Origin of the sequence: Modestobacter altitudinis (genome assembly GCF_005930475.1) — a bacterium.
Taxonomy (GTDB): domain Bacteria; phylum Actinomycetota; class Actinomycetes; order Mycobacteriales; family Geodermatophilaceae; genus Modestobacter; species Modestobacter altitudinis.
In genome coordinates, this window is sequence record NZ_SJEW01000114.1 from 1 (window position 1) to 9531 (window position 9531).

Below are 9531 nucleotides of genomic sequence, written 5' to 3' on the forward strand. Positions count from 1 at the left end.
GCTCACTCGCCCCGGGATCAGCTCACTTGATCGTCCGTGCTCCTGGCTCACCAGGTGCGGTGAGCCAGGAGCACGGGAGCTGAGCCAGGACGGCGGGGCCCCGCAGCGGCGCCGTCAGCCCAGGGCGCCGAGGAACGCGTCGGTGACGCCGACCGCCACGCTGCTGGACTGCCCGGCCTCCACCAGGACGGCGAAGGCGATGTCGCCCTGCGGTCCGCCCAGCTGGTAGCCGACGAACCAGCCGTGCGAGTCCGGGGGGGTCTGGTCCCCGAACTCGGCGGTGCCGGTCTTGCCGTAGACGTCGCCGCGGTCGGTGAGCGCCGTGGCCGTGCCGGTGAGCACCACCTGCCGCATCATCGGCCGGAGCTGGTCCAGCACGGCCGGGGCCGGTCCGGTCGGCGCGCTGCCGGCGGGGGTGGCGCCGACGACCTCGACCGGCGCGGCGGGGGTGCCGCTGGCGATGCCGGCGGCGACCAGCGCCATCTGCGCGGGGCTCATCAGCACCTGCCCCTGGCCGATCTGGTCGGCGGCCTTCGTGGTGCCCGTCGCGTCCGCCGGCACGTCACCGCTGAAGACGCCGACCGGCAGCTGCCAGTCGCTGCCGACCCCGTAGGAGGCCGCCGCGTCCGCCAGCGCGTCGTCGGGCAGCGTCAGCCCCTGCTGGATGAAGGTGGTGTTGCAGGACTCGGCGAAGGCCTCGGTGAGCGGCACGGTGCCCAGGTCGAACTGGTCCTCGTTCTCGAACTCGCGGCCCTCGACCGTCGTCGTCCCGGGGCAGGGCACCGGGGAGGCGGGGGTGAGGGCGCCGGCGGCCAGCAGCGCCGTCGCGGTCATCGTCTTCATGCTCGAGCCGGGCGGGAACTGCCCGGACAGCGCGTTGGCCGGGTTGGCCGCCTCGTTGGAGCTGACCGCCAGCACCTCCCCGGTGCCCGGCCGCACCACGACCAGGTGGGTGGCGAGCGGCTGGCCGGCGACGGCGGCGTCCGCGGCGTTCTGCAGCGCGGGCACCAGCGGCGTCTGGACCGGTGTGCCGGGCACCGGGGCGACGGTGTCGACGACCTCGCCGGCGTCCTCGACGGTCTCGTCGCTGCTCGCGACGCTGATCGTGAAGCCCGGGGTCCCGGCCAGCTGGGCCTGGTAGGCGCGCTGCAGACCGGAGAGCCCGAGGTCGTCCCCGGCGGCGTACTGCGGCTTGTCGTCCTCGCCGGTGGTCTCGTCGATGACCTCCTGCGTGGCGTCCCCGACCCGGCCGAGCAGCGCCAGCCCGAAGCGCGAGCTGGGTGCCAGCAGCCGGGTGCTGGTCGGGAAGACCGCACCGGGCAGGTCGAAGACCTGGGCCCGGATCGCCTCGAAGTCCGGCCGGCGCAGGGTGATGACCGGGACGAACTGGCCGTCCGGGGCGGCGGTGACGTCGGCGGTGATCTCCTCGGCGGAGACGCCGGTCGCCGCGGCCAGGCCACCGGCCAGCGCGGGCAGGTCGGTGACCTGGGACTTGTCCACCCCGACGTTGACGACCTCGGTCTCGGTGAACAGCGAGGCTCCGGTGGCATCGGTGATCGGCGCCCGCTCGGCGAGCGACCGGCTCAGCACCAGGTGCTGCCCCTCCCCCAGCTGCGGGTGCACGACGGTGGGCGCCGAGACGACCTGCCAGCCGTCGTCGGCCTCGGTCAGGGACAGGCTGGCCGGGTAGCTCCAGTCGGGGGACGCGGCGAGGTCCCAGGTGGCCCGCCAGGCGACCGTCGCGGTGCCGTCGTCCACCGCCACGTCGCCCAGGTCGGCGGCGAGCGTCGCGTCCGGGAGGTCGGTGGCGGTCTGGTCGAGCAGCGTCGTGGTGGCTGCGGCGTCGGTGGTCAGCCCGGCCGCCGCGTCGGTCTTGCCCGCGGTCCAGTCGTCGAGGAAGGCCTGGGCGGCCGCACGGACGTCGTCGCTCGGGTCCGACGAGCAGCCGGCCAGCAGGGGCGCGAGCAGCACCACCGCGATCCCGCCCGCCGTCGTCCCCCTGCGGGCGGCCCCGCTCCACGTCCCCGATCCCGAGTTGCTGCGCACCTCCCCACCCTCGCAGATGACCGGCACGGAGCCGGAACCCGCGCCGGACCGGCGAGGCGCGTGGGGCTGGTGGGAGGCGGTGACGTGCTGGAACGGCCCCCTCGTCGGGGGGCGAGGAGGTCCTCCTTCAGAAGAGGACGGACGAGTAGGTGCCGACCTGCCGGAAGCCGACCCGGTCGTAGGCGGCCCGCGCAGCACGGTTGTAGTCGTTGACGTAGAGGCTCACGACCGGCGCGATGGCGGTCCGGGCGTACTCGACCACCGCTGCCGTCCCCCGCTGGCCGATGCCCTGCCCACGGAACTGCGGCGCCACCCAGACGCCCTGCAGCTGGCAGGCCGCGCGGGAGACCGCGCCGACGTCGGCCTTGAACAGCACCTGGCCGTCCTCGATCCAGGCCAGCGACTGCCCGGCCCGCACCAGCTCCGCGACCCGCGCCCGGTAGGCCGCGCCGCCGTCGACCCGGGTCGGGCTGACCCCCACCTCCTCGGTGAACATCGCGACCGCGGCCGGCAGCAGGGTGTCCAGCTCGCCGGGCAGCACCGGCCGGACCCGCGGCTCGACCGGCACCGTGGGCGGCCCGTCGATGGCCAGCAGCGGCTGGCGGGCGCGCACCTCCCGGGCGGGGCCCCACACCGGCGCGAGCAGCTCCCACAGCGGCAGCACCGACGACGCCGGCCCGACGATCGTCGAGCAGCGGCGCCCGGCCCGGCGCGCCCGCTCGGCGAAGGCCCCTGCGGCCGCGTGCTCCGCGCCGGGCCGGGCGAACGGGATCAGGTTGGCGCCGGCCAGGCAGACCGCGTCCAGCCGGCTCCCGGACCACAGCCCCCACAGCGGCGCACCGAGGGTCGCCACGGCGGTGCCGTGGGTCTCGATGCGGCCGGCGAGCATGCAGGTGCCCACCGGGTCGAGGGCGAGCAGGTCCCGGACCGCCGCCTCGTCGGCAGCGCCCAGGACCCGGGCCTGGACAGATCGCAGCACGCCGGCTCCCGACTCGCCTCGACCAGTCCGGTCCGGGTCAGGAGACGGTGACGACCGGTGCGCCCGAGGGCGTACCGGCGGCGACCTGGTCGGCCGCGATGCGCATGGCCTCCTCGATCAGCGTCTCCACGATCAGCGACTCCGGCACGGTCTTGACGACCTCGCCCTTGACGAAGATCTGCCCCTTGCCGTTGCCGGAGGCGACCCCGAGGTCGGCCTCCCGGGCCTCGCCGGGACCGTTGACGACGCAGCCCATGACGGCCACCCGCAGCGGGACCTCCATGCCCTCCAGGCCTGCGGTCACCTCGTTCGCCAGCGTGTAGACGTCGACCTGGGCGCGGCCGCACGACGGGCAGCTGACGATCTCCAGGCCGCGCTGGCGCAGGTTCAGCGACTCGAGGATCTGGTTGCCGACCTTGACCTCCTCCACCGGCGGGGCGGAGAGGGAGACCCGGATGGTGTCGCCGATGCCCTGGGACAGCAGCGCACCGAAGGCCACCGCGGACTTGATCGTGCCCTGGAACGCCGGACCGGCCTCGGTGACGCCCAGGTGCAGCGGGTAGTCGCACTGGGCGGCCAGCAGCTCGTAGGCACGGACCATGACCACCGGGTCGTTGTGCTTGACCGAGATCTTGATGTCGCGGAAGTCGTGCTCCTCGAACAGCGAGCACTCCCAGAGCGCGGACTCGACCAGCGCCTCGGGTGTCGCCTTGCCGTACTTGGCCAGCAGCCGGCGGTCCAGCGAGCCGGCGTTGACGCCGATCCGGATGGGGGTACCGGCGTACTTGGCGGCGCGGGCGATCTCACCGACCTTGTCGTCGAACTTCTTGATGTTGCCCGGGTTGACCCGGACGGCGGCACAGCCGGCGTCGATCGCGGCGAAGACGTAGCGCGGCTGGAAGTGGATGTCGGCGATGACCGGGATCTGCGACTTCTTCGCGATGATCGGCAGCGCGTCGGCGTCGTCGGTGTCGGGCACCGCGACCCGCACGATCTGGCAGCCCGACGCGGTCAGCTCGGCGATCTGCTGCAGCGTGGCGTTGATGTCGGCGGTCTTGGTGGTGCACATCGACTGCACGCTCACCGGGGAGTCGCTGCCGACCCCGACGCCACCGACGTCCAACTGGCGGGTCTTCCGGCGGGGCGCGAGGACGGGCGGCGGAGAGGCGGGCATGCCCAGAGCGACGGTCACGCGGCCACCTCGCTGACGTTCGGCGACCACGCGACCGCAGGTGCTGTGTTCATTGGTTCGCTCGCAAGCTCGCTCACAGGAACTGAGTCTCCCACTACTGCAAGGTGATCGGGTTGACGATGTCGGCGATGAACAGCATGCCGCTGAGCACCAGGAACAAGCCGGCGACGACGTAGGCGACCGGCATCAGCCGGGCGATGTCGAACGGGCCGGGGTCGGGCCGGCCGCGCAGCCGGGCCACGGTGGAGCGCGCCTTCTCGTACAGCGCCCCGGCGACGTGCCCGCCGTCCAGCGGGTAGATCGGCACGAGGTTGAACAGGAAGAGCACCAGGTTCATCCCCGCCAGCAGCGAGAAGAAGGTGCTGATCTTCTCCGTGGTGGTGAACCTGTCGTAGGCGAACACCTCACCGGAGATGCGGCTGACGCCGACCACGCCGATCGGCCCCTGGGGGTCGCGCTCCTCGCCCAGGAACGTCGCCCGGAACAGCTGGGGCACCCGCTGCGGGATCTCCACGAGCTTGTCCACCGACCGGGCGAGCGTGTCGCCCAGGAAGCCGGGGACCGCGGTGATCGGCTGCTGCACGTAGGTCTGCGCCGCGCTGACCCCGATGAAGCCGACCGTCCTCGTCCCGTCGACCTCGCCGTCGTCGTCGTCGTCGACGTAGACGCTGTTGGCGATCGGGGTGAGGGTCAGGTCCAGCTGCCGGGTGGCGCCGTCGGAGTCCCGCTCGACGGTGAGGACGACGGGGGTGCCGATGCTGTCCCGGATCGCGGCCTGGACCTGCGACCAGCCGGTCACCGCGTCGCCCCGGCCGGTGTCGGCCACCGGGGACACCGGCCGGCCGTCGACCGCCACGATCGTGTCGCCGGCCCGCAGCCCGGCCGCGGCGGCCGGTGAGGGGTCCGCGTCGTCGGGGCAGGTCGTGGAGGTCGACGTGGCCGGCAGCACGCACTCGGGGATCGAGCCGATGGTGGTCGTCGTGCCCGGGATGCCGAAGCCGACCAGGACGACGGTGAAGAACACGACCGCGAGCAGCAGGTTGTGGAAGGGCCCGGCGAACATCACGATGACCCGCTGCCACCAGGGCTTGCGGTAGAAGACCCGGTCGCCGTCGGTGGGCAGCACGTCGTTGAGCGCCTGGCCGCGGACCTCGGCGATGAAGCTGCGCATCCGGGTGGCGCGCTTGCTCTCGCCCGCCTCGGCCGGCGGGATCATCCCGACGATGCGGATGTAGCCGCCCAGCGGCACGGCCTTGATGCCGAACTCGGTCTCGCCGGAGCGGCGGGAGAACACCGTCGGCCCGAAGCCGACGAAGAACTGCGGCACCCGCATGCCGAACTTCCGGGCCCAGAAGAAGTGGCCGAACTCGTGGAAGCCGATGCTGAACAGCAGTCCGACGGCGAAGGCGACGATCCCGAGGACCGTCAGGAGGAACCCGCTCAGCTCAGCCTCCGGCGATGGCGACGCGGGCGTGCTCCCGGGCCCACTTCTCAGCGGCCAGCACGTCCTCGACGCAGGTGGGTGCGCCGAGGTCCGGCGCGGCGTCCAAGGTACGCGCGATGACCTGCACGATGGCTGTGAACGCCAGGTGTCCCCCGGCGAATGCGGCGACCGCCTCCTCGTTGGCCGCGTTGAACACGGCCGGGACGACGCCGCCGGCCTCCCCCGCCTGCCGGGCGAGGCGCACCGCCGGGAACACCGCGGAGTCCAGCGGCATGAACTCCCAGGTGCTCGCCTGCGACCAGTCCAGCGCCGGCTGCACCTCCGGGAGGCGGTCGGGCCAGGCCAGGGCCAGCGCGATCGGCAGCCGCATGTCCGGTGGGCTGGCCTGGGCGATGGTGGCCCCGTCGGTGAAGGTCACCATCGAGTGCACGATCGACTGCGGGTGCACCACGACGTCGATGTCGGCGTAGGGCACGTCGAAGAACAGGTGGGCCTCGATCAGCTCCAGGCCCTTGTTGACCAGGGTGGCCGAGTTGATCGTGACCACCGGCCCCATGTCCCAGGTGGGGTGGGCCAGCGCCTGGTCGCGGGTGACCCCGGCGAGCTCGGCGGCGGAGCGGCCGCGGAACGGGCCGCCGCTGGCGGTGAGCACCAGCCGGGCCACCTCGCCGCGGGTCCCGCCCCGCAGGCACTGGGCCAGCGCGGAGTGCTCGGAGTCCACCGGCACCAGCTGGCCGGGTGCGGCGGCCTGCTTCACGAGGTCACCGCCGGCGACCAGCGACTCCTTGTTGGCCAGCGCCACGGTGCGCCCGGCCCGCAGCGCCGACAGCGTCGGGCCCAGGCCGATCGACCCGGTGATGCCGTTGAGGACGACGTCGGCCGGACGGGCGGCGAGCTCCTCGGCGGCGCGCGGGCCGGCCAGGATCTCCGGCAGCGTGTAGTTGCCCTGCGCCCAGCCGCGCTGCTGGGCGGCGGCGTAGAACGCCAGCTGCAGGTCCTGCGCGGCGGTGGCCCGGGCGACGGCGACCGTCCGGACGCCGAGGCTCAGCGCCTGCTCGGCCAGCAGCGCGACGTCACCGCCCCCGGCCGCCAACCCGGTGACCTGCAGCCGCCCCGGGTTCTGCCGGGCGACGGCGATCGCCTGCCGCCCGATCGACCCGGTCGACCCCAGCACGGTGACCTCGCGCGGCTCGCTCACCGGGACATCCTCTCCCAGACGACCTCCGAGGGAACCCGTGGCCGGGTCGCGCGGTGCCCTGCGCGCGGGCCTGTCATCATGGGCTGGTGAGCGACGCGAGCGGCCGCGGCCAGGGCAACCAGACCAGCGCCAGGGTGATCGAGCAGTCCACCCGTGAGGAGGGCATCGTCCGGGCCGGCGAGACGCCGATCACGCACGAGCGCCCGGAGGACTGGGGCTGGCACGGCGAGTCGGGCAAGGCCGGCCGGATCGCCGGCTACGCCATGATCGTCCTCCTGCTGACGCTGATCTTCGGCAACCACCGTGGCCAGGTGGAGAACCTCTGGCTGATCGGCTCCGCGCTCGTCATCGCCATCTCGCTCATCTGGGACAGCCGCCGCCGGAAGAACGCCTGGCGCTCCCGGTAGACGAAGGACCTCGCTGTCCCCACGACTCGCAGGCTCCCGCGGGCCCCTCCAGCGAGGCCGACCAGTCAGCCTGCGGTTCCGATGGCGGTGCCGATCAGATAGGTCGCGCCGGCGGCGATCGCACCGAACAGCAGCTGGCGCAGACCGGCCGACCACCACGGCCGGGGGGTGAACCGGGCCGAGAGGGCGCCGGCCACGACCAGGCCTGCACCGCCGCACAGCAGCGCCAGCCACAGCCGCGGGGCGCCGAGCAGGTAGGGCAGCAGCGGGATGAGCGCGCCCACGGCGAAGCACAGGAACGAGGAGACCGCCGCCGTCATCGGCGAGGGCTTCTCGTCAGGGTCCAGCCCCAGCTCGTTGAGCGCGTGCACCCGCAGCGCCTGCTCCGGGTCGCGGGACAGCTGCTCGGCCACCGCGTCGGCCAGCTCGGGCTCCAGTCCGCGGTCGCGCCACAGCTGGGCCAGCTCGGCCTGCTCTCCCACCGGGTTCACGGCCAGCTCGCGGCGCTCCTTGGCGACCTCGAGGTCCAGCTGCTCGTTCTGCGTGCTCACCGAGGTGTACTCGCCCAGCGCCATCGAGATGGCACCGGCGGCGAGCCCGGCGACGCCGGAGAGGACGACCGCGTGCGGAGTCGCCCCGGCACCACCGACACCGGCGACCAGCGCCGTGTTGGTGACCAGCCCGTCCATCGCACCGAAGACCGCGGCCCGCAGCCAGCCGCCGGCGACGTCGGAGTGCGTGTGCGGATGGGCCTCAGCCCGCTCCAGCTGCTCCCCCGGCCCGGTCATCCCTGGTCCGACTCGGCCCCCAGGGCCACGCCCTCCTCGACCGCCGGTACCGGGACGGCGACGCTGGGCACGCCGTCCACCTGGTCGGCAGCTGCGAGCTGGCCGCAGGCACCGTCGATGTCCGAGCCGCGGGTGTCGCGGACCGTGGTCGGTACACCGGCCGCCCGGAGCCGGGCGACGAACTCCCGCTGCGCGGGGAGCGGGCTGGCGTCCCACTGGCTGCCCGGGGTCGGGTTGAGCGGGATCAGGTTCACGTGGGCGAGCCGCTTGGCCAGCAGCCTGCCCAGCAGGTCGGCGCGGAACGGCTGGTCGTTGACGTCGCGGATCAGCGCGTACTCGATGGAGTAGCGCCGCCCGGTGCGGCGGGCGTAGGCGTCGGCCGCCTCGAGCACCTCGCCGACGTTCCAGCGGGTGTTGATCGGCACCAGGGTGTCGCGCAGCTCGTCGTCGGGGGCGTGCAGGCTCACCGCGAGGGTGACGTTGAGCCCCTCCTCGGTGAGCTTGCGGATCGCCGGGACCAGCCCGACGGTCGACACGGTCACCGAGCGCTGCGCGAGCCCCAGCCCGTGCGGGGCGGGGGTCAGCAGGGCGTCCAGCGTCTTGCGGACCCGGGCGTAGTTCGCCAGCGGCTCGCCCATGCCCATGAAGACGACGTTGGACAGCCGGCCCGGGCCCCCGGGGATCTCGCCGTTCGCCATCGCCGCCGCGGCGGCGACCGCCTGGCCGATGATCTCGGCGGCCGAGAGGTTGCGGGTCAGACCGCTCTGCCCGGTCGCGCAGAACGGGCAGGCCATGCCGCAGCCGGCCTGGCTGGAGATGCAGACGGTGGCGCGCTCGGGGTAGCGCATCAGCACGCTCTCGACCAGGGCGCCGTCGTGCAGCCGCCACAGGGTCTTCCGGGTGCGTCCCCCGTCGGCGGACTGGTGCCGCACCGGGGTCAGCAACCCGGGCAGCAGCGCCGCCGCGAGGTCCTCCCGGACGGCGGCCGGGACGTCGGTCATCTGCGCCGGGTCGGTGACGCCGGCGTAGAAGTGCCGGGCCAGCTGGTCGGCGCGGAACGCCGGCTGGCCGAGCTCGGTCACCGCCGCCCGCGCCTCGTCCCGGCTGAGGTCGGCGAGGTGGCGGGGCGGCTTGGTGCGGCGCGGGGCGTCGAAGACGAGGGGCAGGGCAGTCATGGCGTCCTCCATGCTCCCACTCCCGGGCGCCCGTGGCCGGGTCGCCGGGAGTGACCTGCCTCCCGGAGCAGCGGTCAGCCGACCCGGACGCCGAGCAGCGTGGTCGCCGGGTCCTCCGTGACGACCGGCAGGTCGCCGTCGCCGGTGCCGGGGCCCTCGTCGCAGGCCGCTGCCCCGGCGGCCGGGGCGCCGCCCGCGCCCTCCCCGACGCCGGGGACCGGGCAGTCCGGCTCCTCGACCGGCGCGTCGTCGGTCGGGGTCGGGGTCTCGGTGGGCGTCGGCGTCGCCGTCTCGGTCGGGGT

At 74.0% G+C, this 9531-nt stretch carries 8 protein-coding genes and 1 pseudogene; 1 reads left to right on the forward strand and 8 read right to left on the reverse strand.

Features of this window, described 5'->3' with window-relative positions; translation table 11 throughout:
* Positions 1 to 114: 114 nt before the first annotated feature.
* The 5 genes from FHL79_RS24090 to dxr all read right to left on the reverse strand — a co-directional run bounded on the left by FHL79_RS24090 (position 115) and on the right by dxr (position 6859).
* Complete coding sequence (locus FHL79_RS24090; RefSeq protein ID WP_246081186.1) at positions 115 to 2046, reverse strand: penicillin-binding transpeptidase domain-containing protein; 1932 nt, start codon at positions 2044 to 2046, stop codon at positions 115 to 117.
* Between the two features lie 127 nt (positions 2047 to 2173).
* The gene (locus tag FHL79_RS24095) at positions 2174 to 3025 is read right to left on the reverse strand and encodes a GNAT family N-acetyltransferase (RefSeq protein WP_138761084.1); all 852 of its coding nucleotides are present in this window, start codon (positions 3023 to 3025) and stop codon (positions 2174 to 2176) included.
* A 37-nt stretch (positions 3026 to 3062) separates the two neighbouring features.
* Complete coding sequence (ispG, locus tag FHL79_RS24100; protein WP_138761085.1) at positions 3063 to 4217, reverse strand: flavodoxin-dependent (E)-4-hydroxy-3-methylbut-2-enyl-diphosphate synthase; 1155 nt, start codon at positions 4215 to 4217, stop codon at positions 3063 to 3065.
* A gap of 94 nt (positions 4218 to 4311) precedes the next feature.
* On the reverse strand, positions 4312 to 5661 hold the full coding sequence (locus FHL79_RS24105; protein ID WP_138761086.1) for a M50 family metallopeptidase: 1350 nt from the start codon (positions 5659 to 5661) through the stop codon (positions 4312 to 4314).
* Between the two features lies 1 nt (position 5662).
* Positions 5663 to 6859 carry a 1-deoxy-D-xylulose-5-phosphate reductoisomerase gene (gene dxr / locus FHL79_RS24110; protein WP_138761087.1) on the reverse strand — a complete coding sequence of 399 codons (1197 nt, stop codon included), beginning with the start codon at positions 6857 to 6859 and terminating at the stop codon, positions 5663 to 5665.
* Positions 6860 to 6945: 86 nt separating this feature from the next.
* On the opposite strand from dxr, the gene FHL79_RS24115 reads away from it, so the two are divergent.
* Positions 6946 to 7266, forward strand: a complete 321-nt coding sequence (locus tag FHL79_RS24115; protein WP_138761088.1) for a DUF2631 domain-containing protein — start codon at positions 6946 to 6948, stop codon at positions 7264 to 7266.
* Between the two features lie 65 nt (positions 7267 to 7331).
* Here the strand turns inward: FHL79_RS24115 and FHL79_RS24120 are convergent, their stop codons facing one another.
* From FHL79_RS24120 to FHL79_RS25325, 3 genes and pseudogenes are all read right to left on the reverse strand, one after another.
* Positions 7332 to 8054: a VIT1/CCC1 transporter family protein gene (locus FHL79_RS24120; RefSeq protein WP_138761089.1), complete on the reverse strand. Its 723-nt coding sequence runs from the start codon at positions 8052 to 8054 to the stop codon at positions 7332 to 7334.
* Positions 8051 to 9229 carry a dual-specificity RNA methyltransferase RlmN gene (rlmN, locus tag FHL79_RS24125; RefSeq protein ID WP_138761090.1) on the reverse strand — a complete coding sequence of 393 codons (1179 nt, stop codon included), beginning with the start codon at positions 9227 to 9229 and terminating at the stop codon, positions 8051 to 8053. The genes FHL79_RS24120 and rlmN overlap by 4 nt, the downstream gene beginning before the upstream one ends.
* 74 nt (positions 9230 to 9303) lie before the next feature.
* Positions 9304 to 9531, reverse strand: a pseudogene (locus FHL79_RS25325) (hypothetical protein); the annotation flags it as partial.

Excerpts from the sequence above, each read along its gene's own strand:
- FHL79_RS24120 (WP_138761089.1), bottom strand. The coding sequence starts at position 8,054 with ATGACCGGGCCGGGGGAGCAGCTGGAGCGGGCTGAGGCCCATCCGCAC.
- rlmN (WP_138761090.1), bottom strand. The coding sequence starts at position 9,229 with ATGACTGCCCTGCCCCTCGTCTTCGACGCCCCGCGCCGCACCAAGCCG.